Annotated in this window: 25 protein-coding genes and 2 pseudogenes; 2 read left to right on the plus strand and 25 right to left on the minus strand. The window is 35.1% G+C overall.

The window, feature by feature from the left end:
• Positions 1 to 35: 35 nt before the first annotated feature.
• The 6 genes and pseudogenes from WCV66_RS24510 to WCV66_RS24530 form a co-directional block, all read right to left on the minus strand.
• Positions 36 to 869 carry a hypothetical protein gene (locus WCV66_RS24510; protein ID WP_338787217.1) on the minus strand — a complete coding sequence of 278 codons (834 nt, stop codon included), beginning with the start codon at positions 867 to 869 and terminating at the stop codon, positions 36 to 38.
• A 23-nt stretch (positions 870 to 892) separates the two neighbouring features.
• Complete coding sequence (locus tag WCV66_RS24515) at positions 893 to 3316, minus strand: heavy metal translocating P-type ATPase (protein ID WP_338787218.1); 2424 nt, start codon at positions 3314 to 3316, stop codon at positions 893 to 895.
• A 102-nt stretch (positions 3317 to 3418) separates the two neighbouring features.
• A complete protein-coding gene (copZ, locus tag WCV66_RS24520) occupies positions 3419 to 3628 on the minus strand; it encodes a copper chaperone CopZ (protein WP_338787219.1) in 210 nt (69 codons plus the stop codon).
• A gap of 395 nt (positions 3629 to 4023) precedes the next feature.
• A complete protein-coding gene (locus tag WCV66_RS24525; RefSeq protein ID WP_145583079.1) occupies positions 4024 to 4329 on the minus strand; it encodes a metal-sensing transcriptional repressor in 306 nt (101 codons plus the stop codon).
• Between the two features lie 166 nt (positions 4330 to 4495).
• A complete protein-coding gene (cydS, locus tag WCV66_RS26935) occupies positions 4496 to 4726 on the minus strand; it encodes a cytochrome bd oxidase small subunit CydS (RefSeq protein WP_413789695.1) in 231 nt (76 codons plus the stop codon).
• Positions 4727 to 4732: 6 nt separating this feature from the next.
• Positions 4733 to 4876, minus strand: a pseudogene (locus WCV66_RS24530) (cytochrome ubiquinol oxidase subunit I); the annotation flags it as partial.
• A 503-nt stretch (positions 4877 to 5379) separates the two neighbouring features.
• Here WCV66_RS24530 and WCV66_RS24535 point away from each other — a divergent pair.
• Positions 5380 to 6324, plus strand: a complete 945-nt coding sequence (locus WCV66_RS24535; protein ID WP_338787220.1) for a cation diffusion facilitator family transporter — start codon at positions 5380 to 5382, stop codon at positions 6322 to 6324.
• A gap of 179 nt (positions 6325 to 6503) precedes the next feature.
• On the opposite strand, the gene WCV66_RS26940 is transcribed toward WCV66_RS24535, so the two are convergent.
• The 19 genes and pseudogenes from WCV66_RS26940 to WCV66_RS24620 form a co-directional block, all read right to left on the minus strand.
• Positions 6504 to 6737, minus strand: coding sequence for a response regulator transcription factor (locus WCV66_RS26940; protein ID WP_413789614.1), 234 nt, complete (start codon positions 6735 to 6737; stop codon positions 6504 to 6506).
• 120 nt (positions 6738 to 6857) lie between these two features.
• Positions 6858 to 7145 (minus strand): response regulator transcription factor, encoded by a 288-nt coding sequence (locus WCV66_RS24540; RefSeq protein ID WP_338787221.1) that lies wholly within the window; start codon positions 7143 to 7145, stop codon positions 6858 to 6860.
• 27 nt (positions 7146 to 7172) lie between these two features.
• Entirely contained in the window at positions 7173 to 7331 is a 159-nt protein-coding gene (locus tag WCV66_RS24545; protein ID WP_338787222.1) for a hypothetical protein, read from the minus strand.
• Between the two features lie 202 nt (positions 7332 to 7533).
• Positions 7534 to 8382, minus strand: coding sequence for a PRD domain-containing protein (locus WCV66_RS24550; RefSeq protein WP_338787223.1), 849 nt, complete (start codon positions 8380 to 8382; stop codon positions 7534 to 7536).
• Between the two features lie 423 nt (positions 8383 to 8805).
• On the minus strand, positions 8806 to 10212 hold the full coding sequence (locus WCV66_RS24555) for a glycoside hydrolase family 1 protein (protein ID WP_338787224.1): 1407 nt from the start codon (positions 10210 to 10212) through the stop codon (positions 8806 to 8808).
• A 17-nt stretch (positions 10213 to 10229) separates the two neighbouring features.
• Entirely contained in the window at positions 10230 to 12086 is a 1857-nt protein-coding gene (locus WCV66_RS24560; RefSeq protein WP_338787225.1) for a beta-glucoside-specific PTS transporter subunit IIABC, read from the minus strand.
• Positions 12087 to 12571: 485 nt separating this feature from the next.
• Complete coding sequence (locus WCV66_RS24565; RefSeq protein WP_338787226.1) at positions 12572 to 12907, minus strand: thioredoxin family protein; 336 nt, start codon at positions 12905 to 12907, stop codon at positions 12572 to 12574.
• Between the two features lie 374 nt (positions 12908 to 13281).
• Positions 13282 to 13650, minus strand: a complete 369-nt coding sequence (locus tag WCV66_RS24570; RefSeq protein WP_338789550.1) for an OsmC family protein — start codon at positions 13648 to 13650, stop codon at positions 13282 to 13284.
• Positions 13651 to 14107: 457 nt separating this feature from the next.
• A complete protein-coding gene (locus tag WCV66_RS24575) occupies positions 14108 to 14767 on the minus strand; it encodes a carboxymuconolactone decarboxylase family protein (protein ID WP_338787227.1) in 660 nt (219 codons plus the stop codon).
• A gap of 297 nt (positions 14768 to 15064) precedes the next feature.
• Positions 15065 to 15169 (minus strand): hypothetical protein, encoded by a 105-nt coding sequence (locus WCV66_RS24580; protein WP_413789615.1) that lies wholly within the window; start codon positions 15167 to 15169, stop codon positions 15065 to 15067.
• A gap of 87 nt (positions 15170 to 15256) precedes the next feature.
• Positions 15257 to 15391: a hypothetical protein gene (locus WCV66_RS24585; protein ID WP_338787228.1), complete on the minus strand. Its 135-nt coding sequence runs from the start codon at positions 15389 to 15391 to the stop codon at positions 15257 to 15259.
• Positions 15392 to 15618: 227 nt separating this feature from the next.
• Positions 15619 to 17088 carry an alpha-L-fucosidase gene (locus WCV66_RS24590; protein WP_338787229.1) on the minus strand — a complete coding sequence of 490 codons (1470 nt, stop codon included), beginning with the start codon at positions 17086 to 17088 and terminating at the stop codon, positions 15619 to 15621.
• A gap of 64 nt (positions 17089 to 17152) precedes the next feature.
• On the minus strand, positions 17153 to 17887 hold the full coding sequence (locus WCV66_RS24595) for a response regulator (RefSeq protein ID WP_338787230.1): 735 nt from the start codon (positions 17885 to 17887) through the stop codon (positions 17153 to 17155).
• The gene (locus WCV66_RS24600) at positions 17880 to 19652 is read right to left on the minus strand and encodes a sensor histidine kinase (RefSeq protein WP_338787231.1); all 1773 of its coding nucleotides are present in this window, start codon (positions 19650 to 19652) and stop codon (positions 17880 to 17882) included. Before WCV66_RS24600 ends, WCV66_RS24595 begins: the two co-directional genes overlap by 8 nt.
• A 99-nt stretch (positions 19653 to 19751) precedes the next feature.
• On the minus strand, positions 19752 to 21299 hold the full coding sequence (locus tag WCV66_RS24605) for an extracellular solute-binding protein (protein WP_338787232.1): 1548 nt from the start codon (positions 21297 to 21299) through the stop codon (positions 19752 to 19754).
• Positions 21300 to 21369: 70 nt separating this feature from the next.
• A complete protein-coding gene (locus WCV66_RS24610) occupies positions 21370 to 22254 on the minus strand; it encodes a carbohydrate ABC transporter permease (protein ID WP_338787233.1) in 885 nt (294 codons plus the stop codon).
• A gap of 32 nt (positions 22255 to 22286) precedes the next feature.
• Positions 22287 to 23237, minus strand: a complete 951-nt coding sequence (locus WCV66_RS24615) for an ABC transporter permease (protein WP_338789552.1) — start codon at positions 23235 to 23237, stop codon at positions 22287 to 22289.
• A 395-nt stretch (positions 23238 to 23632) separates the two neighbouring features.
• Positions 23633 to 23725 (minus strand): annotated as a pseudogene (locus tag WCV66_RS26945) (hypothetical protein); the annotation flags it as partial.
• Between the two features lie 193 nt (positions 23726 to 23918).
• The gene (locus WCV66_RS24620; protein ID WP_338787234.1) at positions 23919 to 24683 is read right to left on the minus strand and encodes an MBL fold metallo-hydrolase; all 765 of its coding nucleotides are present in this window, start codon (positions 24681 to 24683) and stop codon (positions 23919 to 23921) included.
• Positions 24684 to 24868: 185 nt separating this feature from the next.
• On the opposite strand from WCV66_RS24620, the gene WCV66_RS24625 reads away from it, so the two are divergent.
• Complete coding sequence (locus tag WCV66_RS24625; RefSeq protein WP_413789696.1) at positions 24869 to 25225, plus strand: Lrp/AsnC family transcriptional regulator; 357 nt, start codon at positions 24869 to 24871, stop codon at positions 25223 to 25225.
• The last annotated feature ends 138 nt before the right edge of the window (positions 25226 to 25363 follow it).

The following is a 25363-nucleotide window of genomic DNA, read 5'->3' on the forward strand; positions in this document are numbered from 1 at the left end:
CATTATAAATGAGCAAGAATATTAGTACTTTTCATTTATTCTTTTACTTCTATAACAAATGGGTAGACATTAACCTGTTCTCCGAACTTGAACTCTGCCCATAGCTTATAAATTCCCGGTTTATCAAACTGTGTTTCAAATACAGTTTGATCATCAGCTACCGGGTGAACATGGATATATTTTTCTCCCGCTTCATCCAAGACGACAACATGGCCCAGTGCGCCTAGATGTGGCTCAGGTGTTGCATCCTTCACATCAAATTTAAGTGTTATTTTTTTGTTGACTTCAAGTGAATCAGTTATTAATTCAACTGTTTGACCGTTGATGGTCTTAGTAAATTCAGTATCGGCTACGAGATCGTTATCACCGTGTTCATGATTTGTTTCACCCACATGGAATTCAATAGACTTTACTGAATATTGGAGACCTTTTGGTTTAATGTCAACGAACGCTTTATAGGAATGACCAGTTAAACTTACCTTTTGTTTGTAGATTCCATCCCCCGTTTTCTCAGGATGTATATGATGGTACTCTTTTAAGTCTGAACTCACGACAATAAAATGCATGTATTTTTCATGGGAAACTTCCAGTTCCGGAACATTGTTATTCTTATCTTTTAACTCAATAGTGATTTCTCCGTTAGCATAAGATACCTTTGGGGTAACTTCGCTAATTGTGTTTGCACTATGATTTTCGTGTGCGTGATGACTATTTTGATGATCCATGTTTTCTCCCTCCTGTTCAGTAGTTGGATGGTTATTGTGTTCTTCTGTATCAGGATTCATACTTGCATACACATTAAAACCTATGATGACTATACCAAGGTACACGATCGCCGAAAATGTCCAAATCAATATACTTTTTTTCAAACTAGGCAGCCTCCTTTCTCCTTTTAAGCCTTTAATTTAATTCTCTGAAGTCGTAGAGCGTTAAGAACAACAGATACCGAACTGAATGCCATCGCTGCTCCGGCTAACCATGGAGCTAAGAATCCTAATGCTGCGATTGGAACACCTAAACTATTATAAGCAAGCGCCCAGAAAAGATTTTGCTTAATATTTGTGATTGTCTTCTTACTCATATAAATCGCGTCGGCAATACTTGTTAAATCCCCGCGAATAAGAGTGATATCTGCTGCTTCCATTGCCACATCAGTACCTGTACCAATTGCCATCCCAATGTCAGCCGTTGCTAGTGCAGGAGCATCGTTTATTCCGTCTCCTACCATGGCAACTTTTTTACCAGCCTGTTGAAGCTTTTTCACTTCTTCTGCCTTGCCTTCTGGTAACACTTCTGCAATGACTTTCTTGATTCCAACTTGTTTTGCAATTGCTTGTGCCGTTTGGGTGTTATCCCCTGTAATCATGACTACCTCTAAGCCCATGCTATGCAAGCGGGCAATAGCTTCTTTAGATGTATCTTTAATGGTATCTGCAACAGCAACAATACCGGCATAGTACCCATCAATGGCTACTAGCATCGCTGTTTTCCCTTGCTTCTCTAAATTCTCCATTTTGATTAATTCATTTTGTACATCGATATTATGTTTTGCCATTAATTTTCGCGTACCGATTAATAGTTCCTTACCTTGTACCGTCGCTTGAATCCCAAAACCAGGAATGGCTTCAAAGTTCTCAGCTGACCCTACCCCTAGTGTAATCTCCCTTTCCTTGATCCCTTCAACCATTGCTTCGGCAAGTGGGTGTTCTGAGTTTCTCTCTGACGTACCAACAAGCATAAGAAATTCTGTTTCATCGATACCTTCAGCTAAAATGACGTCAGTTAAAGATGGTTTTCCATTCGTAACTGTACCTGTTTTATCAAGAATAACCGTGTCTAATCGATGAGTTGTTTCAAGGTGTTCTCCACCTTTAAATAAAATTCCAAATTCAGCTGCACGACCTGAGCCAGCCATAATGGAAGTTGGTGTGGCAAGACCAAGTGCACAAGGACAAGCAATGACTAGTACCGCAATAAACTTTTCAAGTGCAACCGCAAACTCCCCAGGACTGACAGCAAAATACCATACAAGGAAGGTAATAATCGCTATTCCAACTACAATAGGTACGAAAATACCTGAAATCACATCAGCTAAACGTTGGATCGGTGCTTTTGAACCTTGAGCTTCTTCCACCACTTTAATAATCTGAGCTAAAGCTGTATCTTTCCCTACTTTTGTTGCTTTAACTTTTAGGAAGCCATTTTTATTGATCGTTGAACCAATGACATGGTCTCCTGCCTTTTTATCGACTGGAATACTTTCACCGGTCAGCATTGATTCATCAAGTGCTGATTGTCCTTCAACAATCTCACCGTCAACCGGTACTTTTTCACCTGGTTTCACATAGACAATATCGCCTTTTAATACATCTTCAATTGGAATAATCATTTCTTGACCATCACGCATTACCGTTGCGTTTTTTGCTTGTAGACCCATTAATTTTTTAATCGCTTCTGATGAACGGCCTTTTGCTTTTGCTTCAAATAATTTACCTAAGATAATTAAGGTGATAAGAACCGCACTTGTTTCATAATAGAGCTCTACCATATGAGCGTTAGAACCAATTGACATAATACTTAAATACAAACTATAGAAATAAGCGGCTGATGTACCTAATGCAACGAGTACATCCATATTTGCACTTTTATTTCTTAACGCCTTGTAAGCTCCGACGTAAAATTGTCTACCTACAATAAATTGAACAGGTGTAGCAAGTGCGAGTTGGACCCACGGATTCATAAACATATCAGGTAACCAAATAAAGCGAGTAAATTCAAAATGACTGACCATGGCCCACAACAACGGAATTGATAAAATGAGTGAAAAGATAAACTTTCCTTGTTGTTTTTCAATCTCTTTTTGACGATGGTCGACTTGTTCCCCTACTTTTTCTTGCTTTTGTTCAAGCGAATAACCTAATTTTTTGATTGCCTCTTTCATATCAGAAGTGGATACTTGTTCAGGGTTAAATTCAACAAGAACTGTTTCTAATGCGAAATTAACCGTTGCTTGATCAACGCCATCTAATTTGTTTAGCCGCTTTTCAATTTTATTGGCACATGCTGCGCACGTCATGCCGGTAATATCAAACTCTGTTTTCTCGCTTACAACGTTATAACCTAAGGATTGGACCTTCTCTTTGAATTTCACTATGTCCGTTTTTTCAGGATCATATTTGATATTAGTTTTCTCAAGGGCAAAGTTTACATTCGCATCTTCGACACCTTCAATTTTCCTAAGTCCTTTCTCAATCCTTGTTGCACAAGCCGCACATGTCATCCCTTGAATTTGCATCGTTGTTTCCTTTTGACTCATGTTTTCTCACTCCTCCACCATATACTACCAGGGGGTATAAACTTTTTGAAAAAGTAATTGTGCCGGCTACCAGCACAATCACTCTTGTATTTCTATATAACCTTAATTTTCAACATCATACCCCTGGTCTTCAATTACATCTGCAATTTCTTTCAAACTAACGACGTTTGAATCAAATGATACGTCAACTTTTCCTGTATCAAGATGTACCTTAACCGCTTCAACACCTTTTAACTCGCCTACATTTCCTTCGATAGAATTAACACAATGTCCACAAGACATACCCTCTACATTTAATGTCACTTGTTGCATAAATAATAATTCCTCCTTGAATTTTTATATTACAATACCCTAGTATGGTACTAAATAAACATTTTTTATTATTCGGCTCTTTATCTCAACCGATCATCTTACAACTTTTAAGATACAATACTGCTTGAGTCATTGAATTTGATGCAATCATACTTAAGTTTTCTTCAAGGTCACATTTTTATTCCCTTAATTAGAATTTTTTATCTTATTCATATAATTATGTGCTAGTCAGTCTCACCTTCTTTTTTTGTGTTCATTTTACATTAAAAGCCATCTTAGATCTACCAATCAAGATACATCTGATCGCTATCCACAAGTTGAATTTACCATACCCCCGAAAGGTATGTCAACTAATAAAAAGAAAATACCAGCCACCATAAGATACTGATATTTAGCTATTGAGACTTAGAGAAACGTTTAAACACTTCCATTAATTCCTGAATCGCCTCTTCTCCATTTCCATCCTTAATCGCGTCAGATACGCAATGGTGTGTATGCTTTTCCAATAATTGAAGGCCGACTTTATTCATGGCTGCATTAATAGCCGAAATTTGGGTGAGAATATCTACACAATACCTCTCATTTTCAATCATATTTTGAATTCCTCGAACTTGGCCTTCGATTCTTTTTAAGCGGGTAATTAATTGATCTTTATCTTTTGTTGAGCGATGTGTCACTTTTACCTCTTCAGAATTAGTCATACTATTCCCTCCCTCTTTTTTCTAATATTATATCAATCTTTAATATACTTAACTGGGGTATGTTATTATTGTATCATATAATGAAGAAGAAAGGAAAATTCAGAAACAATAAAATGGACCAAAGATAACGAATATAAAATATCCATTTATACCCTTCCCGTTTTAGTTATTTATCCTCTAAATATGAGCTTTTAGCTCCCCAAATAAACATAGCAAATATTGTAACCAGTAAAATTAGTAGTGGGGCATACATGATAAGAAAGTGCTGCAACTTAATCCCTCCTATTACTATCCTTGAACATATTTTTATTGAACAAAAATAATCTACTAATAAGTAAGGTGACGGTATCAATAACATTAGTCCCAATATAAAAACACTAACTAGCGCAATGGCCATCAGTTGCAACCCCACCGTAACCGTAATCACAAAACCGCGTGTCCACCTTCTAGAAAAAAGCAGAAAATGAGGATCACCTTTTTTTCATTACAATCCATTGGGCTAGTGCATCATTAAAGGTACACCTACTCCAATCGTGGCAAAAATGATATGGAAGGCTAGCGTTAATTCTGTTAACTACCGACTATACATTGCTGCATTTTCTTCAAACATTTTTACACCTCCCTTTCTTCTAAGAGAATAATCTTCCGATTAGTGATATGAACATGATAATAGCCACTCCATTCGATTTACGTTCATGTTCCTTCCCCATATTGATCATCCTTTCACAATCGTAAGTATAGTAAAGAATAATTCACATAAGTATCGGGGTTTTCCCTTATACTATGTGAATTATTAAACATATTATGAATTAGTTCCTCAACGGGTTTCCATTTCTATAATAAAGAAATAAAGGTTTTTATTGACATTTAGTGAAAATCATAATAATTTATATATGAACATATGATCATATATAAATTTCAATTTAGTAAAGGAATAATAATGATGAGTGATGAGGAGGGACAGCTTGGAAAAATGATATTCACGTTATGAATTTACTAGGGCACGCAACCTGAGCTTGCTGCACATTATTAATTTAGGAGGGAATTTAAATGGGACACGAACATGGACATGACCATACACATGGTGCAAATAAAAAAACGTTAATGATAAGTTTTATGATTATTACAGGTTATATGATTATTGAGGCAATTGGAGGTTTTATGACCAATAGCCTAGCATTATTATCTGATGCAGCACACATGTTAAGTGATTCAATATCACTTGGGATTGCATTATTGGCATTTACACTAGGGGAAAAAGCTGCTAACCATAGTAAAACATTCGGATATAAACGATTTGAAATATTAGCAGCTGGTCTTAACGGTGTGACTCTCATAATAATTGCCATTTATATTTTTTATGAAGCTATTCAACGTTTTCAACATCCACCTGAAGTTGCTTCGACTGGAATGCTAGTAATTGCAACCATTGGCTTACTAGTCAATATACTTGTTGCCTGGATTATGTTACGCGGCGGGGATGTAGAGGAGAACTTGAATATGAGAGGAGCATACTTGCATGTAATAAGTGATATGCTCGGTTCCATTGGTGCCATTATTGCTGCATTGCTCATTATATTCTTCGGTTGGAGCTGGGCAGATCCACTAGCAAGTGTCATAGTAGCAGCACTCATATTACGTAGCGGCTACTATGTTACGAAATCCAGCCTCCATGTCCTAATGGAAGGGACACCACAAAATATAGATGTGGATGATGTCGTTCAATCATTTCAAAATACAAAAGGGATTCATAGTGTTCACGACTTGCACGTTTGGTCGATTACAAGCGGATTAAATGCGCTATCCTGTCATGCAGTTGTAGATGAACAGCTATCCATTGCTGAAAGTGAACGATTACTCCGTCAGGTCGAACATGACCTTGAACATAAAAACATTCACCATATGACGATTCAATTAGAAACGGCTGCCCATCTGCATGACAATTCGATCTTGTGTAAAGTGAAAGCTGAATCATCTGGAAATCATCATCACTGATGGGTATTGCATTTTCATCAAATATCGTGTCAATGATTCATAAAAATAAACATGGTGTGGAAAGTTTCCATGCCATGTTTATTGTAATCTTATTCTCTAAATACACGCACATTAAAGAAAAACACCCTAATCTCTACTATTCTATAAATCAAAAAAGCCATTGTTTAATCCGTACTGAATTAATTCAGACTTATTTTCCAATTAAGCTTTTGTATGCTTTTGTATGCTTTTGTATGCTTTTGTATGCTTTTGTATGACTTTTGTATGACTTTTGCTTTATGATTTTCAACCATTTTTGTACTAATGATTAACTTTTTAGATATTTGCTTATTTGTATATCCCAGGATTGTTAGGCGCACAATTTCCTTTTCTCGAACAGTAAGCACAGATGTTTTCCGGTCTTTGTTCGCCATTAATTTATCTAATTGTTCTTGTGGGAAACCTACTTATAGTATTTTTTTCCGTTTTGAACGGTATGTATCGCCTCATATAGTTCACCGCCCTCACTCTTTTTCAAAATATACCCACATGCCTCAAGTTGAATAGCCCTTTGTATATAAAATCTCCACATCATGCATACTTAAAAGAATAATTTTGGTATCCTTATTATGCTTTGTTATCTCTTCTGTTGCTGTGAATCCATCAAGACCGTTCGGCATTGAAATATCCATTAAGATAATATCAGGTCTCCGCTGCTCTGCTCTTAAAATTGCCTCTTCTCCATCACTAGCCTCATTGAACGCATATTTAGCTTGAGTAACAGCAAGAGGGGCATTTTGCATGATTTCGGCAAGCGCAATGGCACTTGCTCGATAGCTCATCCTCCTAACTCAAAAGCCTGTTGTGCTTCAATTTTTCTTACTGTAAGAATAAGCTCTAAGCTTAATGCCTTCTACAATGTTTTTCAGCTCAACCAATGTTTCATAATCAAAAAAATTTAACTGCTCCTCACGATTAATGGTAACAAATGCAAGGTGATGCTTAACTCCCATTAATACTTTACTCATGGATATCACTCAATTCAATGAGACTATCAAATATTTATTATAGAATCTTTATGAACCTTTTTTGAATTTCAGTACTAAGTCCAAAAGCATTTAGACGAAAAATAGTAGAGCAAAAAAGAGAACATCTACTATGTCCTCTTTTTTGTGTCTAATTACGACAGAATCTTTATTACCTTAAAACAGACTCTTATAATCCTTCTTTTTATCCAAGCTCATTATAAGTAATCAACCTGTGGATATGAACTGCAAGATAGGCTAATTCCTCATTCGGAATATCTTTACCATTAACTTGTTTTATATATTCTTTAATTTTAAATGCGCCATCCATAGCCTGCGGATATAAGCTAGCTAATTGATTGAATAACACATCATCTTTATCATCTAACATTTTATCAGAATAAAATCGTTCTACAAAAAATTTAACATGTGTGATAAACCGGGTATAGTGAATATTTTCCTCGTCCATATCAATATTAAAAGAGTATCTAATCAAATTCACAATACTTCCGATCATTTTAGCATACCTCATCGCATTTCTAGACTCTTTTTGTTCCCCTTGAGCATTAATTAAGTGAAAGGCAATGTTTGCTGCTTCTTCTATTGGTAAATCAATTTTGAATTTAGCATTCACTAGTTTTCGAGCGTAAACTCCAATCTCAAATTCCTCGGAATAATAATTCTTAATTTCCCAGTACACTCTGTTCGTAATGTTAATGTCTTTTTTATATCTTTCTACTGCAAAATTTAAATGATCCATTAACATAAAGTAAATGCTTGTATTAAGTTTTGTATTAAGTTTATCTTCAGCATAACTTACAATTTGCTGGGTAAGTTCAACATATTCCGGTGGTATACTATCCAATAAACCGATAAACTCTTTCACTTTTATATTTTCAATCGGGATAAACATTTGATCAGCTTGGTTTTCCTTAACAATATTCCCTGCTTTTTGTCCGTAACCTATCCCCTTGCCGAAAAGAATAAATTCTTTATTTTGTTCATCTTCTGCTAAAACTACGCTCGAATTTAAAACTTTTTTTATTTTTATCACACTTTTTCTCCTTTCCTTTAATAAAGTTTTGGATAATTTCCCCAAGTTTATCCCTTCATTTTATAAAATTCTGAACTAGAAAAGGAAACTTTTTCGGTATAAACCTGATCATTTTAGAATTCTAATTTCTATTTTTACTTTCTTTAAAGGGCACACTCATATATATGGTAAGAAGTAATTTTCTAGCTAATATAAAGTTGGGAATTTTGTGTAGTTACCGGAGCATGCACCAAGTTTAGAGGATTCCTATTGCAAGGAAAATCGATTAGTAGTTTAAGTAATGCGAAATATACATGGGATATATTTGAATATTTGTTATTATATTGTTTTCCGCCCTAAAAACAAAAATTGTAGCTGCTAGTTAACTTCAAACCAACTAGCAGCTACATAACAATATCATATTAAACATTCATTTAGTTTAACTTAATCTAAACCTTCACCATTGGTTTCAATGACTTTTTTATACCAATAAAACGAATCTTTCTTTATACGATTAAATGTACCCTTTCCATGATCATCTATATCGACATAAATGAAGCCGTATCGTTTTTTCATTTCACCGGTACTAGCAGCAATGATATCCATTGGTCCCCACATAGTATACCCCAAAACAGGTACTCCATCGATCTCAATTGCTTTTTTCATCTCCGTAAGATGATCTCTTAAATAATCAATACGATATGAATCATGAATACTTCCATCTTCCTCAACTTTATCAACTGCTCCAAGACCGTTTTCAACAATCATTAGCGGTATTTGATAGCGGTCATATAATAGATTTAATGAATAACGGAGACCCTTCGGATCGATTGTCCATCCCCAATCACTCGCCGAAAGGTATGGATTTTTGTATCCCGTTTTTACACCATTAAGTCCTTTAAAATCTATATTTGTTTCTTTGCCAATTACATGTGTTAAATAATAACTATAGGAAAGGAAATCAACTTTCCCTTTCTTCAGTTCTTCTAAATCACCATCTTGAATAGGTAGTACGATTCCTTCACGTTCAAACTCTTTTAATTTATACGCTGGATAATATCCGCGGCATTGAACATCACAATAAAACAGCATTTTATGCATAAAATCAGCCGTTTTCTGTACATCTTCCGGGTCACAGCTATTGGAATAAGCAAAATGTCCGGCATACATCATTCCTACTTTATTATTAGGATCAATTTCATGAGCCATCTGCACAGCTTTAGCACTAGCTAAAAACTGATGAAAAGCGGCAGTCATTCTTGTTTGCTCGTCATTTGAATCAATTCCAGCGGCCATCCATGGCTTTGTAGACATGACATTGATTTCGTTAAATGTAAGCCAATATTTCACTTTTCCTTTATATTTGTTAAATACAGTTTCACAGTAGCGTAAATAATAATTAATTACTTCACGATTTTCCCATGAACCATATTTTAGTAGTCCCAGTGGTGTCTCAAAATGTGAAAGTGTTACGATTGGTTCGATACCATATTGTAGACAAGTATCAAACACTTCATCATAATGCTTTAAGCCTGCTTCGTTAGGTACCTTTTCATCACCATTTGGAAATATTCTTGACCAAGCAATGGACATACGGTAACTTTTAAATCCCATTTCAGCAAATAATGCAATATCTTCCTTAAATCGATGATAGTGGTCAACTGCATTGTGGCTAGGATAGTATTTTCCATCCACAACACCATCTGTAATTTCTCTAGGGACACCATGCACACCTGCTGTCATGACATCTGCTGTGCTTAATCCTTTTCCATCACTTAAATAGGCACCTTCAGCTTGATTAGCGGCGGTTGCACCACCCCATAGAAAGTCCTCTGGAAATCCTTTCGTCATACCTAATCTCCTCCAATTTAGTTTCCTAACGCAGCTACAGTCATCAATGAATCATTATCAGAAGTTAAATCCGTCACTTTTACTGAAAATTTATCTTTATTCGTGACTACTGCAATTGTGACCGGATCATATCCTTCATCAACAATTTTTTGCAAATCAAATTTAACAAGTAAATCCCCAGACTTTACTTTATCCCCGACCTTCACAAAGGATTCGAAATATTCCCCCCCAAGGTTCACTGTATCAATACCAATATGGAATAATATTTCCGCTCCATTGACTGTTTCCAATCCTAATGCATGGTTTGTATTAAACACCATTTTAATTTCCCCATCAGCTGGTGCGTAAAGTTCTCCTATTGAAGGAATAACTGCAATTCCGTCACCCATCACTTTTGTTGAAAACACATTATCATTTACTTCAGATAAAGGAATTACTTCTCCTTGAACTGGTTGTTTGATTTGAACACTCTTATTAACCATTACGCCGCTATTAGCAGTTTGACCAACTACTGTTTGTTCAATATTTTCTTTATCTTCTTTCCACAAAATAAGTGTAATGATAAAAGCTGATACAAAAGCAATAACTAAACCTAAAAGAGCGAAAATAATATTTTTTCCGTTAGTTGGATCTATAAACATTGATATACTTGCAACACTTGGGCTTACAGGTGTTGATCCTCCTACAGCAAATAGGCCAAGACTTAAACCGCCAATTAAACATGATATTACAACACTTATAAGTACACGTTTCCTTTGTAATGTAACTCCATAGAGTGCTGGTTCTGAAATACCAAATAATGCAGAAATACCAGCAGATAATGCAATAGATTTAAGTTCTGTTTCCTTTGCACGTAAAGCAACTGCAAAATTCGCACCACTTTCAGCCATATTATGCGCTAATAACGCTGGTAATAGAAGAAATTCCCTTCCAGTGGAAGAAATAGTATTAATCGCATATGGAGTTAATGCCTTGTGCATACCAGTTGCAATCATAAATGGCAGTATTGCTGCAAGAAGACCTACTGCAATCCATCCAGCTTTATCAAATACAAACAAAATAATAGTCGTTAATAATGTCCCAGCCTGAAATCCAATTGGTCCTAAAACTAAAAGTGTCATTGGAACAGTTATAAGCATTGACATCATTGATATAAAGAAAACTCGAATAGGCTTTGGTGAAATCTTGGTAAAAAATCTTTCCATATAAGCGTAGAAAATAACACCTAGTATAGACGGAAAAATTTGTGCTGAATAGTTAACATTTGTTAATGGAATTGTAAATAGACTTGCACCCTCAGCTAAAAGCTTGGTCATGTCAGGGAATAAAAGAATACTCATTGCTGATGCGGCAACTAAGTTATTTACCTTCAATTTATTTGCCGTAGTAATAGCTACTAATATTGGTAAAAAGTAAAATACTGCACCACTAATGGACGTTAGGATAATATAAGTCTGTCCAGTCTCATCTATCAGATTAAGAACCGATAATAGCAAAAGCATTGATTTTAAAATACCAGCACCTGCCATTGCAGGAATTAAAGGCTGGAATACACTAACTAAAAAGTCTAAAATTGTTGCTCCAATTTTTTGCTTACCTTTTGCTTGGTTTACGTTATTATTTTGCTGTCCAAACTTTCCAAGATTGTTCAATTCATCATACACTTCAATGACATTATTTCCGATAATTACTTGGAATTGTGCTCTATTCACTACATCTAAAACACCTTTAATTTTTTTAAGTTCATCTATATTTACCTTGCTATCGTCTGCAAGTGTAAAACGTAATCTTGTAGCACAATGACCTAGATGAACCACATTGTCTTCTCCACCAACATATTTTAGAATGTCAGCTGCTGTTTTTTTGTAATCCATATTAAATCCTCCTCAGGATAACTTTATACGCTTACATTTCGGCCGAAAATATAAGCTAACAAAAAAGACAGGATCCCTAAAAACAATATCATATCGATGGATAAGATATCGTCTTCATGGATCCTGCCTGCATGACCAGTAACATGTCCGGTTTATTATTTTTTTATTAATTGACTTCATTATAGTGCATTTGAATCATATTGACAAGAATTAATTTAAATCCAAAAGTTGGTATACTTTTATAAAAAAACTAGCTCCCCTAATAAATATTACAACGTATATTTCTCCATCATCAGTACTAAGAAGCTAGATCCATGTGCTGTGGTTGAATCAGCCATGATTCCTCTAAACTTTTTCAATTGGTTAGGATGGTATTAATGAAGATATTTTTCATAATAAAATTACATTTACTAATATATTATCACCTCAGATTAGTTTATTGTTTTAACGAACCCTTTATATTTTTAGAATCTAACAGAAAGTGTTTACCGGGTATACATCTCGTAAATCTGTTCTAGCTTTTCCTTTAATCGATCAAAGCGAACATACCGATCCTCTCGTAAATATTCCTTTTGATCTATCATAAAAAGCATAATAGGAGCTGTTAAAATTAAAAATTTTCCTGCTACCTCTTCTACCTTACAAGCATCAATGTGCCCCAGGTGGATAAGTGGGTAATGATCCAGCAGTTCCCTTAGCTTAGGTAATATAGCGTGACAAGTACTACACTCTGGTGTAGATACGTACAAGAAGCTCAATTCATGATTTTCAAGAAACTCTTCAACCATCTTAAGCGTAGTTAGCTCATTTACCTTTCTCATATTGATTCTCCTTTAAAGGTCCTATGAATCCGTCAAATTACCTTCTAGTTTCTAGTCCCTTCAAATACAAGTAGATTCTATAACAGCGGACCTGAAATATTGCTGCCGTCAGTCAACTCTTTAGCGCTGACTGGACAAGTAGAACCGTGTGAGGACTACTTTCCCACGTTCGATCTTGTTCCAACATGTCATTCCATTCATCCAACGTTCTTTTCCATTGTGCTTCTTTTAATGTTTGTTCCGCCTAGCAAACAATCGTTACTTGTTTATACTAGTTATTTCTTAATTCCGGTTTTCAATTCTTATATAAACCTACCGATTTGTCTTCCCATTCTTTTTAACACTAGTCTAATTAGCAATCTTTCAGATATTTACTAATTTTCTTCCTTAGATGATATAGATACTTTACCTTCAATATCTATTTGAACATCTGCTTTTTTCAACATATTTCCGATTGCGTAAGCTTTGTCTGCGGCCACAATTGCTCTATTAGCTGATTGAATCTGGTCTTCTGTTGCATCAGCAGACAAAATAATATGAGGATAATGAATAATAATAATTTTGAATCCTTCTTCCTTTGAATTGGTTGCTTCGGTATTCATAGTAAGTCCAGTTACATTCAATTTTCTTGCTTCAAGCATAGCAACAAGTGTCATTGAATAACAAGCTGCAGCAGAACTTACAAGTAATCCTTTAGGCTCTGCACCTTCCCCAGTACCACCCGAAGATTCAGGTATAGCGATGCTTGTTCAAAATTATTCGATTCAATTCTCTCACTACCTTTTATATTTCCATACCAAACAGTCTTTAAATTTGTTTTCGATTCAGCCATGTGATTCCACTCTTAATATATTTGACTTGTTATAAGTTAACAGGATTGCATGAAACGTTTCTCTTAGCTACCAAATAGTTGTATGAATGAGTTTTTGTCAAGTGGTATCCTTGACTAGCTCATTTCATACATCTATCATTATCGGCTTTTTATTTTTATAAATGGATAACTTTTTTCCTTAGGTATTTACTGTATTATTCATTCACAATAATAAACTGTCATACCCGACAACTTCAGTGGTTTCCGGATCGACTGGAATCTGCCCGGAGAAACAGAAAGTCTCCTGCTTGAATGATTTAGGAATACGGTCCAATCGCTTTAGGTGCCTTTTCTGTAAAAATCGTCGTTCTAACCATCATATTCACTCATTATTGGCTGTCATAGGCATTTAAAGCATTCACACTGTGCGCCAGTGCGGAACCTGCTTTTAAAGCCGTCGCTACAAAAATAGCTTCTGCCAGCTCTTCCAAAGTAACACCCAGTTTTTTCGCGCACTTTGTATGAACCTCAATGCAATAGGCACAGCCAGTAACATGAGCAACAGCAACGGCAATTAACTCTTTTTCTTTTCTGCCGATTAACCCCGGTTTCATCGCTTCCTGATCAAATTTGTTGAAAGCACTAAAGGCTTCCGGACTTAATTCCCTAAATTCTTTAAACCGCGCCAAATTAGATCGCTGATAAAGCTCCTCCCCTCCCATTTCATCAAAAGCGTTTAAGGCATTCAATCCATGGGCCATCGCAGAACCGGCCTTTAACGCCGTTGCCACCATGACAGCCTCCGTAATTTCTTCTTTTGAAGCTTCTAATTTTCTCGCACCAGACACATGATCATTAATACAATACGGACATCCTGTGACATGAGCAACCGCTACTGCAATCAGTTCCTTCGTTTTCTTAGTGATCATCCCTTCTGCCAATGCTTGTCGGTCAAATGCGAGAAAGGCTTTAAACGTATCAGGTGCAAGCTTCCCTATCTCTGGTATTCTACGAATATAAGATTTTTGATATAAACTTTCGTTTGCCATTGAAAAAACCTCCATTTAATCTGCTAATTTTTTATAAAGTAACGCCACCGCCCTACCCTATACAAAGTTAATGGGAATTTCGATTAGATCACATTGGACCATATCAAGATGAACTTTGACGAATTCTACGCCATTTAATTTACCTACATTAAAATTAATACAATGTCCACAAGCATCCCTTGTACATTAAGTTTTACTTGTGCATAAAATAATTCCTCCTTAAATGATTTTATTATTCTTTTTTTATTTAATATTTTTACTATACCCATGTACGGTATTTATAATAGCTTTTTAAATTTATTTTGTGATTTTAGAAAAGTTAGTTAGAAACTCTTTCATTATGTCAGGATCATCTTGTTTTAAGCGTTCAATTACGCAAGTGTTAATATGACTCTCTAACAAAACTCGAGAAACAGAATCTAATGCTGCTTGAGCTGCTGAGATTTAATGTAAAATATCATACAATAAGTTTTTTCCTTATCATATTGTTTATTCCTTTAATTGGACTCTCTTCCTGTTCATCCTTTTAATGAGCTTATCTTGTAAGTCACTAGGATAGTTGTCACGTTCTTTTTCTTGTGTGCTGCAACATGTTTCTTCAGAAAGCATCATCAAGTCTTCCAATCATGCATCCCCCTTTCGATGACCGTCTGAAATATCGGCTCGTTATCACAAAACAAATTTACCATACCCCTGATAGGTATGTCAACATATAAAAATATAATACCAGCTATCGGTATCCTCTCCAAATTTTGGGTATAATGGAAATTAATAACTCTACCTACTACAAACAAAAGGTACCGGAAATTTTTCACGGTACCTTTTGAATTTCGTTATTTCTTTATACTAAATTAATCAACCAATATTTTGAAGACAACTGGCTTCTCACTATTTACGTTATTAGTTATAATGGATAATTCTTCTTCCGTACGTTTCCAAATTGGAGTTTCATCGAAACCCAATACTGAAATGTCTTTTATAATACCATGAAATTCAGGAAGTTTAGATGCATTTTTTTCACCTAGAGATTTAATTTTCATTTGTCCAGAATCAGGAAAGTTCAAAACGGTTGCATAAATATATGATCCATTAACTGTAAAACGAATGTCTTCAGAAGTAAATACGGTCGTTTTACTATCAGTAAACTGTCCCTCTTCAATTTTAGTAGGTCCTTCACCAGCTACACGCCATACTTTGCTGTTATAAATAGCCTCTCCATTAATTTTCAGCCACTCACCGATTTCTAATAGTATCTCTTTATCTTCATTTGGAATCGTTCCATCCGCTTTTGGTCCAATATTTAACAGAAGACAACCGTTTTTACTTACGATATCAACAAGATCACAAATAATATCTTTTGCTGCTTTATATTTGTTATTCTCTGTATAGCACCACGAATTTTTTGCTACAGCAGTATCAGTCTGCCAAAAATAAGGCTTTTGATCTGCAAACTTACCTCTCTCAATATCAACAACGGCTGCACCAAACATAAATGCATCATGTTTATAGTTGATTGCTACATCTATGCCCCATTCTTCTGCACGATTATAATAATATGCAGCAAATTTTCTTAGATAAGTTTTTGCTGCACTATGATGAATCCACCAATCAAAGTAAACAATCTTTGGATGATATTGATCAACAATTTCACAGGTTCTCATCAACCAATCTTCTAGAAACTCTTGAGATGGATCTGGACTGAACAAATCTTGATGGTCTGGTTCAGGCATTGCTGGCCAATAGAAATCTCCACAAACGAGAGGTTCTTTAATATCACTTTCAAATTCCTTTCCATGTCCCATAAAAAACCAATGTTCAATCCTGTGAGTTGACGCACCAAGTTCAAGCCCTCGTTTTTTAAAAGCTGCTCCTAATTCTCCTAATATATCAAGCTTAGGTCCCATTTCATATGAATTATAATGAGATAGATCACTTTTGTACATTTGAAAACCATCATGATGTTCCGCGACAGGCATTACATATTTTGCTCCTGCAGCCTCAAACAGTTGAGCCCATTCATCCGCATTAAATTTCTCTGCATTGAACATAGGAATAAAATCTTTATAACCAAACTCTTTATGATTACCGTAAGTATTAACATGGTGTTCGTATTCCTTTGATCCTTGAATGTACATATTTCTAGAATACCATTCACTTCCAAAAGCCGGAACTGAATACACTCCCCAATGAATAAAGATACCGAATTTTGCATTTCTGTACCAATCAGGTACCTTAAATTGTGAGAGTGAATCCCAGTTATCTTTGAATTTCCCCACTTTAATTACTCTATCAATCTCTTCTAAAAATTGTTTTTTATCCATACTTTACTTCCTCTCAAGAAATGCTTCATTTTTTTACATCCATAACCATCGGATAAGAAAAGAACTATTCCTCCCTAAATTGACCAGGAGTTTTACCAGTGTATTTTCGAAATACTTTATAAAATGTTCTTGGGTTATCATAGCCCACACATTTAGCAATCTTCTCTAGCGATAAGTCTTTCATTTCCTTAAGCATTTCCTTTGCTTTCTCAACACGTAATTGATTTAAAAAATGGACAAATGTACATCCTGTTGCTTTCTTAAAAATCTGTCCAATATAGACTGGATGCATGTTTAAATATTCCCCTGCATCCGACAAAGAAATATCATTCATGTAATTAGATTTCATATATTTTACTAGAATCTTAATATTATCATTTGGCTGCCCATTTTGTTCTTGACTATTATTTTGATCAAGCTTTTTCTCATCAGTTAGCTCAACAGAGATTTTCTTCAATAACCGAAATAAATCCTGTTCATTAATAGGCTTTAATAAATAATCAACAACCTTAAGTTGAATGGCCTGTCGGGCATATTCAAATACATCAAACCCTGTTAAAATAATAAATCGTTTTACTTGCTTCCTTCGGGCTTGTCGTATAAATTCCAATCCAGTCATTTCGGGCATCTGAATATCCGTTATAATCAAGTCTGGTTGAAAATACTCCATCTTATCCAGTGCTTCAAATCCATCGTTTGCTACTACAATTTTGGTGAAGGCTGTTTTCGATTCCAGCACCATATCTTTAATGCCCTGGAGAATGATAGGCTCATCATCAACAATCATCAACTTAAACATGTTGGCTCTCCTTCTGACATAGTTTCAGTGTGCAGCGTATTCCGCCACTTAAACTCCTAGCAATACTAAGATTTGAATTACTATTATAATAGGCTTTAATTCTTTCATTTATATTTACTAAACCAATGCCTACCTCTTGCCCTTCAATATACTCTGTTTCACTGTTTCCCTGAAGAACACTCTGAACAAAAGCCAACCTTTCATCAGTCATACCAATACCATTGTCTTCAACTTCAATTATGGTATTACCTGATGTTACACTGATAAAAAGAGAAATTTTCTTAAGTCCTCTTTTCTTTGTTAACCCATGTTTAATACAATTCTCAACCAAGGGCTGTAATATGAAACGGGGGCATTGGATTGACATCACTGTCTCATCAGTTTGGAGATCTAAATTCAATTCGTGCATTCGAATTTGATGTATGGCAATATATAATCTCACATGCTCAAGCTCTTCTTGAATGGTCGTATCGTTTCTATTAGAAAGACTATATCGAAGCATATGTCCTAAAGAATAAGCCATGTTTTCCAAGGTTTTATTATGGTCTGCTTTGGCCAGCATCCTCATTGTTTCCAGAGTATTATAAAGAAAGTGAGGGTGAATCTGGGCTTGAAGCATCTTGAAGTTTGCTTCCTTCTTTAACCTTTCCTCCTTTTTTACGCTATTTACCAAATCATTAATCCGAGTTATCATCGAATTATAATTAGAAATAAGATAGCCGATTTCATCTTTTCCAAAGTTACCAGTATAATAATTTAAACCGTCTTTTTTCATGTGACGTGATAAGAAAACAATTCGTTTAGTCATAAAAGTAACAATTAGATAGTAGAGAATTGTAAGTAGTATGAGCATTACGATTCCTCCAGCTAACCATAAATACTGTTTACGATTGATTGAAAAAATTGTGTTTTTTCGGTTCACTTCAACTACAGTCATTCCAATTCTTTGCAAACTAGTCGAATTGATAAATAATTTTCCTTTATTAAAAGAAAAGTAATCACTCCTATTTCTAATCATATCCTTCTGGATTGCCTCGATTTGTTTTTTTTCTATATCTCTAGAAAGGTAAATCACACTGTTATTTTTCTGTTGCAGTAAAAACAAGTCACTCTTCGGATGAATGGTTTTAATAGCTTGTAATAATTCACTGATTATATCTGTAGAAATTTTAATTTCAATTATACCAATCTCCTTTGAAAAAGAGTTGCTATATAGCTTGTGATAATAAACTAGGAAGGATTCCTGAGAAGCATTAAACAGTTTCCAAGCCCCGTTAGTTGGGGTTAAAGTTCGTAACTCTTCGGAATTTAAGAAATGGGCAATTTCGTTATAGTTCTTAAACCCTGGAACAGTTAATAATTCATTCTGCATTTTAGGATAAATGGTTACTTCCTCTACCAAAGGATCTGCCAGATAAGAAAATGAAATAGCAGAACGAATTTCTTTCAAATAGGCGTAAATCATATCACGGTCGTTTTTGTATTCCCCCTGAAGATAGTCGATTAGTACCGAATTGTTTTGATAAATAGAGTAAAGTGATTCTACTTTACCAAGTCTATCATCAAGGTTGCCAGCTAGCTGCTCTATGTTCTGTTGATTAGCCAATACATATTGATTAGCCAGCTTGTCATAAATTTGATAGTAAATTACATAGGCAAAAAGCAAAAAAGGCAAAACAATAGTTAAGAGATATCCTAAAATCATTTTTTGGCTGATTTGCATATTCTCAATCTTATTGAGCATTTTCTTAAGTAGTATTTTCATATCGTTTCTCTTCTCTTACGAAATATAAAAGTGATTTCTTTATGTGAAATAACTTGAACTCATACTTGTTCTGTATGAGTTCAAGTTATTACTTTGAAACTATTTTGCCAACTCTTCATAATTCTTTTTTAAATCTGGGTATAATGAGTTTGCCCACTTCTCTAGATCTTTCATGCCTATCTTTTCAGCCTTGGCAATTAATTCATCATAGGCTTTAATAGCTTCTTTTTCAGTCGGTGCCAAATACACATTTGTAATTTCAGTCTTAACCATCTCATCAATGTTGTTCTTGATGATTGATTCTTCAGAATCAACCTTTGGCGTTATCATACCAATAGCTGGGTTAAATTCAATAATTTTAGAATATTGTTCACCTTGTCGGGTAGTCTCGGAACCTTCTTTAAAAGAACTAATTGCCATGCCGACTCCGGATTCTGTCGGAACACCCCACCAATAAACTCCTTTTTCCTTTAAAGTATCCATATTTTGCGGATCATATTTAAATTCGGGATACCCTTTGTCGTTCCAAACCCAATCTTTACCTTCAACGCCCCATTGAGCTAACTTCCAACCCTCATCTGAGTATAAATATTCAAGAAATTTAACAGTAGCTTCAATATTTTTATTGTTTTTGGTAACATACATTCCCAATCCACCTACCCCCGTATTATATATTTTTGCATTCGGGCTTAATGGATCTGCTACATTAACAAATTTAAAGTCTTTTGCACTTGAATTCAGACGATCTGCTCCTGAATACGTCCAAGAGTACCCAAAACCCTTCTCGGACATCATCATCTCTTCTGTTTGCCCTTCATTTGTATAAGCAAAATTTTCAGAAGTAACATATCCGTTACGGTAGAGACTGTTCACATACAACATGGATTTCTCAACACTTGGTTGTCTTAAATAATATACCAACTTTCCATCTTGATCAGCAAAACCGCCACTGGTTGCGCCAAACTGGGCATCAAAAAACTGTCGAGTCCAGTTTGGATTCAAAATCAACGGAGTCATATCAGGATGAGTTTGTTTAACCTTTTCGAATACAGTATCGAGGTCATCTAACGTTTTAATTTCGGGATTTCCAATCTCTTTAAGTATATCCTGACGCAATGCAAGACCAGGAACCATCATATGAGCATATGGGTTTTCTTTCCATTCCTTTTCTGTAGAGAAATCATTACGTATTGCATAATAGTTTCCATCATCAACGGTATTAACTAATTCCTTGATTGGATCAAACTTTACATTTGGAGCATATTTAGGGAAAATTTCATTATAAGGAAGGCTAATATTTCCATCTGACATCAGTTGAAAGTCAAATGAGAGCACGATATCTGGAAGATCCCCTGATGCTACCATTAATGACAATTGTTTCGGATCAGTAGCCACTGTGATTTTTGGTTTAACTCCAGTAGCTTTTGTGATTAATTCAGGGATTTCCCCTTTCCATTCCTGAAACGGATACCAGGTAGCATCGACAAACATGGTTAGTTCTACAGGTTCATCCGATGAACTTCCTTGCTTAGTTTGATTGGTCGCAGCCGTTTCTTCACTGTTGTTATTAGAGCATCCTGCCAGCAGGCTTCCAACTAATGATAAGATAGTTAATAGGATAATAAGAAGTTTACTTTTTTTATTCATATGCTTCCCCCACATTTAGTTATTTATTTTATAACCTCCAGTAATATATCGAAGATTGTAAAATCAATATTTAACCTTTCACTGAACCAAGCATCATACCTTTAACAAAATATTTTTGAAGAAATGGATACACACATAAAATAGGTACGATTGATACAACCATGGCTGTAGCCTGGACGGAGAATGGAGTTACAGTCGCTTTAGACATCGAAGAAAGTGCCTGGGAATCTCCAGCAGGAATTTGTGACTGATTTATAACTTGCATCATACGATAAGTCAATGTTCGCAATTCCTCATTTTGTACAAAGTAAGCCGAGTCAAGCCAGGAATTCCATTGACCTGATCCCATGAATAAACTCATAGTAGCCATTAGTGGTAATGAAATAGGTAATATGATTTTTACTAATATTCGAAATTCACTCGCACCGTCAATTCGCGCTGACTCAGAAAGCTCCTCAGGAATATCCTTGAAAAAGGAGATGGCAATCAACAAAAAGAAAATATTGAGCATACTAGGTATCACGTATACACCAAATGAATTAATCAGTCCAAGGTTTCTAAGTACAATATAATAGGCAACCAGACCACCTGAAAAATTCATAGCTACAATGACAACTACGAAATAAAACTTCCGGAACATTAAATCACGCTTGGCTAGTCCGTAAGCAACCATACTTGTAAACAACACTGCAAGCACCGTTCCTACTATGGTTCTAAAAAAAGTAATTAAGAAGGCTTTTAACCATTTGTCATCTTCAAAAAAGTAAATATAGTTACTAAGGGTAAATTCCCTAGGCCACAAATACATACCACCTAAAGCCGTATCTGCGCCATCGTTAAATGTAATAAGAAGAATGTAGTAAAATGGATATAATGTGACAAGAGCGACAGCAAGTAAGATAACAGTAATAAAGCTGTCCATTATCCAATCTTCTAAGGTTCTCTTTCTTCGCATGTTTTCACCTCATTTTTTCTAAAACATTAGGTCTAAAATAAACCAGTTCCTGACACCTTCTTGGCAATGTAATTGCTTGTAAAAATTAAAAACACAGAGATGATAGATTGCATTAAATCTATCGCTGTAGCAAATGAATACCTGCCTTGTGCCAATCCAACATTGAATGCATAAGTTTGTATAATCTGCGATGTTTCACTATTCAGGGAATTACCAAGCAACATTGCTTGATCAAAGTTTGACCCACCTAAACCTCCTCCAAGTATATTCCCGATAGATAATATGAGAACGACAATACTTGCTCCTTTAATCCCTGGCAAGGTTACATGCAAAATTTTCTTAATTCGGCCAGCTCCATCCATCTCAGCTGCCTCGTATAAGGAAGGATCAATGCCAGCCAATGCAGCCAGAAAAATGATGGTCCACCAACCAGCTTCTTTCCATATTGCTGTCATTACCGCCAGTCCCCAAAATGAATCGGAATTCGTTAACACATCCCATGGCTTATCAATAATGTTTAAAGATAATAACAGATCATTAAAGATGCCATATCCAGTAGAAAAGAAAGCGTATGCAATTCCAGTTACAACAACCCATGAAATGAAGTGTGGTAAGTAACTGGCCGTCTGTACAAACCTTTTAAAGTGCTCATTTTTAACCTCATTTAGCATTATTGCAAAAATAATAGGAATCGGAAAGGTGAATATGATTTTTAAAATACTGAGTGCCAAGGTATTACGTACAAGAGTAGGAAAGTTATAATCATTGAACAGTGTTTTAAAATGATGGAACCCTACCCATGCGCTTGTAAAGATTCCTTCAATTCCGGTAGAAATTTTATAATCCTTGAATGCGAGAATAATTCCAAACATTGGTATATAGCTGAAAATCAACAAAAACAACATTCCTAAACCTACTAAAATCTGAAAGGGTATTTGTTTTTGAAAACGCTTTAAAAAAAAGCTAACTTGTTCGCTCTTCATTTCATGAATGGGTAGTTTTTTTTGAGAACGCTTTAAAAATGGTTTACTTATCATTTATCACCTCTCCTAACTGTTAATTGTATAACTAAATTATAAAAGGGAACAACCACCTGCGAATACAGTCCATTCACAAAAAAGTTGTGTCCTATTTCAAGATGCTTTATCTTGATCCCATTTTTGGTGATTTATTTTCGCATTTGCATTCTAATCTTTTGTCGCATATAATTCATTAACCATTAAACCCTATATATGCAAATTCCCACTGAAACTTCTCTACCTGTAACATTTCTTACAAAAGCTTAGCCATAAAACAAAAAGCATTTTGATAAACATCATACTAATAAATTTAACCGACCCTTTCATATCCTCTTTTAAGCTTCTTTTATTAACTCTATTTTATAAAGCTGTATTTTTCTTTCTGGTGAATCAATATATGCTTGCAACCATACAGGCTGTTGTGGAGAGGTATTTGTATCTTTTATTGTCATGAACTCTACCTCCTAATTAAATAAATTTGAACTATTTTCATTTGTGTTTTTCTGTATATTTTCAATCCACTAACATTTAGTTACAATCGCCATTAGAAGAAGCCCATAATTTAATAGTTAATAATTATGAGCTTCTTCTAATTCTAGTTTTTTAATATGAACTCGAACTCGACAATATCTGTCGGTATTCCTATTAAAATGTGTGGGATTCACCATCTTCCGGTACTAAAATACTACTAGAGAACCCTTTTTCGTCACTAAATTTTTTCAAATCTTCTCTAGATAATGTCCAATGGTTAACAGCTTCCATATGAACAGAAATAATCTTAGCATTAGGAGCCGCCTTGTGTACTTCATAGATGTCTTCTTTTCCCATAACAAGCGAACCGAATTCTATGATTTGATTATCTCCGCCATTGACGACAATAATATCTGGTTTATGGGTTTCTAAATCTTCCTGTACACCCTCATACCAAACTGTATCACCAGCTACGTACAATGTTTTTTCACTTGGATGTTTAAAGACAACGCCGCATACTTCCCCCATACGCTTTAATAGTTCTTCTCCTCTTCCATGCTCGCCTGTTGTTTTAACTAATTGGATACCTTCAAAGACAGTGTCCTTTGTTAATACCTCTACATTTTGGAATCCGGCATTTTGGACTTCCTTTTCATCTCCTTCATTTTGAACGAACATTTTAATATCTTTTGGTAAAAGTCTTTGCGCTGCCTCATCAAAATGGTCTAAATGTAAGTGAGTCACAATGACTGCCTTAACTCCACTAATAATATCGTCAACAGAGGTTGGTAAACTCACTGTTGGATTGTTTTGATCTTGCCTAATTGTACCAGGGAAAGATGGGTATGCACCTTTATCGGCTAGCATTGGATCTATTAAAAACTTTTCTCCTGCATATTCAATAACGATTGTTGCATTTCGAATTTGTGTAATTTTCATCTTTACAACTCCTTTTCTTTTATGTTCCTGACAGTGTTAAGTGTATAATATGTGTTACATTCAAATACACAGATAAAGTAAAGTGTTTTTGCCGTTTGACTTTATTTTTGAAAGGAGTTGACGTTCAGTTGGATCAAACAGATAAGCGAATTATAGAGGAGTTAAGTCGCAATAGCCGGATTACGATGAAAGAATTAGGGGAGAGAGTTCACTTAACAGGACCAGCAGCCGCAGCTAGAGTGGAGAGATTAGAGGACAATGGGGTCATTGAAGGATATAGCATTAAAGTAAATCAAGCGAAATTAGGGTGCTATACGTATGCCTTCATCAATATCTATATAGAAAGTACACACCATCAACCTTATCTCTCATTTATCCAAACAAAAGAGGGGTATGTCATCAATAATTATAAAATCAGTGGTGAAAGCTGTTATCTTTTGGAGTGCAGATTTCCGAGCAATGAAGCATTAAACCAATTTTTATTAGATTTAAACAAGTATGCAAACTATAAATTATCTATTGTAATTGATAAGTTACATTAAGATTTTTGTAAATGTAGATGCTTAAACTATATTGATGCATTATAGGTATAGAAAAAGGATCTTCAACTTAACTTGAAGATCCTTTTTACTGTTAGTTCAATTATTAAACTCTAATTGTCGAAGATCATAGGACACTCG

The organism is Metabacillus rhizosphaerae (assembly GCF_037201795.1).
Taxonomy (GTDB): Bacteria; Bacillota; Bacilli; order Bacillales; family Bacillaceae; genus Metabacillus; species Metabacillus rhizosphaerae.

Bases quoted from the DNA above. Each gene is read 5' to 3' on its own strand.
- WCV66_RS24515 (WP_338787218.1), bottom strand. From the start codon at position 3,316: ATGAGTCAAAAGGAAACAACGATGCAAATTCAAGGGATGACATGTGCG.
- copZ (WP_338787219.1), bottom strand. From the start codon at position 3,628: ATGCAACAAGTGACATTAAATGTAGAGGGTATGTCTTGTGGACATTGT.
- WCV66_RS24525 (WP_145583079.1), bottom strand. From the start codon at position 4,329: ATGACTAATTCTGAAGAGGTAAAAGTGACACATCGCTCAACAAAAGAT.
- cydS (WP_413789695.1), bottom strand. From the start codon at position 4,726: ATGGCCATTGCGCTAGTTAGTGTTTTTATATTGGGACTAATGTTATTG.
- WCV66_RS24535 (WP_338787220.1), top strand. From the start codon at position 5,380: ATGGGACACGAACATGGACATGACCATACACATGGTGCAAATAAAAAA.
- WCV66_RS26940 (WP_413789614.1), bottom strand. From the start codon at position 6,737: ATGGCGAACAAAGACCGGAAAACATCTGTGCTTACTGTTCGAGAAAAG.
- WCV66_RS24540 (WP_338787221.1), bottom strand. From the start codon at position 7,145: ATGAGCTATCGAGCAAGTGCCATTGCGCTTGCCGAAATCATGCAAAAT.
- WCV66_RS24545 (WP_338787222.1), bottom strand. From the start codon at position 7,331: ATGAGTAAAGTATTAATGGGAGTTAAGCATCACCTTGCATTTGTTACC.
- WCV66_RS24555 (WP_338787224.1), bottom strand. From the start codon at position 10,212: ATGACGAAAGGATTTCCAGAGGACTTTCTATGGGGTGGTGCAACCGCC.
- WCV66_RS24560 (WP_338787225.1), bottom strand. From the start codon at position 12,086: ATGGATTACAAAAAAACAGCAGCTGACATTCTAAAATATGTTGGTGGA.
- WCV66_RS24565 (WP_338787226.1), bottom strand. From the start codon at position 12,907: ATGAGAAAGGTAAATGAGCTAACTACGCTTAAGATGGTTGAAGAGTTT.
- WCV66_RS24575 (WP_338787227.1), bottom strand. From the start codon at position 14,767: ATGGCAAACGAAAGTTTATATCAAAAATCTTATATTCGTAGAATACCA.
- WCV66_RS24590 (WP_338787229.1), bottom strand. From the start codon at position 17,088: ATGGATAAAAAACAATTTTTAGAAGAGATTGATAGAGTAATTAAAGTG.
- WCV66_RS24595 (WP_338787230.1), bottom strand. From the start codon at position 17,887: ATGTTTAAGTTGATGATTGTTGATGATGAGCCTATCATTCTCCAGGGC.
- WCV66_RS24600 (WP_338787231.1), bottom strand. From the start codon at position 19,652: ATGAAAATACTACTTAAGAAAATGCTCAATAAGATTGAGAATATGCAA.
- WCV66_RS24605 (WP_338787232.1), bottom strand. From the start codon at position 21,299: ATGAATAAAAAAAGTAAACTTCTTATTATCCTATTAACTATCTTATCA.
- WCV66_RS24610 (WP_338787233.1), bottom strand. From the start codon at position 22,254: ATGCGAAGAAAGAGAACCTTAGAAGATTGGATAATGGACAGCTTTATT.
- WCV66_RS24615 (WP_338789552.1), bottom strand. From the start codon at position 23,237: ATGAAGAGCGAACAAGTTAGCTTTTTTTTAAAGCGTTTTCAAAAACAA.
- WCV66_RS24620 (WP_338787234.1), bottom strand. From the start codon at position 24,683: ATGAAAATTACACAAATTCGAAATGCAACAATCGTTATTGAATATGCA.
- WCV66_RS24625 (WP_413789696.1), top strand. From the start codon at position 24,869: ATGAAAGAATTAGGGGAGAGAGTTCACTTAACAGGACCAGCAGCCGCA.